Origin of the sequence: Thiolapillus sp. (genome assembly GCF_048562965.1) — a bacterium.
Lineage (GTDB): Bacteria > Pseudomonadota > Gammaproteobacteria > Chromatiales > Chromatiaceae > Thiolapillus > Thiolapillus brandeum_A.
This window is the reverse complement of sequence record NZ_JBHNMF010001050.1, coordinates 1-946: the sequence shown is the minus strand read 5'-3', so window position 1 is coordinate 946 and position 946 is coordinate 1. Positions and strand designations below refer to the sequence as shown.

Sequence of the window (946 nt, the reverse complement as noted above, 5' to 3'; positions counted from 1 at the left end):
CCCTGTTGAACACCAAGTTCCTGCGTAGATTCAAGAACAGGAATGTCGAAGAAGAAGATATGCATCGCATCCTCCACCAGTTGGCTCGTTCGGGGGAGATCACGCCGGCGGATCTGTATCACCAATTACGCCAACATCAACGGCTCAGACCGGAACAACTGGGCGCCGCTATATGCCCGCAACCTCTTGGAGCTCGACGGGCAGAGCGCCATTATCGTGCTCGACAATGGCGGCTGCGTATTCCACCCCAACGTGACCACGGTTTCCATCATCGTGACCGCCGATTCCAAGGAAAACCCTGGAATCGGTCACGTTGGGGTGGAATACGCACCCCCGCCTTTTCAGGCGAGGGAACAAGATCATATTCAAGCGTGTCTTCGACCTCGTGATAGATTTTGGGACATCCCAGTCCCCATAATCGACTCGGCCTTTGACAACCTATTTGTGCCCCAGCCGTCCTGGTCACCCAGCACTACGCAACAACTTCGCAAGCTCGTTGCTGCTCCGTACTTGTCTTCCAATGACTGGACGCCTCGTTTGAATGTCTACTTTGCTTCCCCTCTGGCGCTATGCGCACGACGGGTAAGCAGTGCGGCCTCGCGGCTACTGGGGTCTACCAGCCTTCGCTTCGCTCTCCATGGCTGGCAGCGTCGGAAAGCCACGTATTTTCTGGCCGCTGGCCCCCGGTAACTCGCCGGGTCATCCAAACGAGCAACAACCGTCCACCGGACAAGCCCTGTTCGATGGAACCGGGTTTGTCCGGCATGTTCAACCCCAAGGAGAAAACCATGTCAGACAATAAACCCGAAGGCGTGTATGCCTTCAACCGCTGACAGCCATGGAGAGCGAAGCGAAGGCTGGTAGACCCCAGTAGCCGCGAGGCCGCACTGTTTTCCCGGCGTGCCTTGCGCCAGAGGGAAAACAAAGTAGGCCTCCGAACGCGGCG

The 946-nt window shown here is 57.3% G+C and carries 1 protein-coding gene; it reads left to right on the top strand.

The window, feature by feature from the left end; genetic code table 11:
• The first annotated feature begins 186 nt into the window (after positions 1-186).
• Positions 187-690, top strand: a complete 504-nt coding sequence (locus ACOCD2_RS22190; protein ID WP_419591816.1) for a hypothetical protein — start codon at positions 187-189, stop codon at positions 688-690.
• Positions 691-946: the final 256 nt, after the last annotated feature.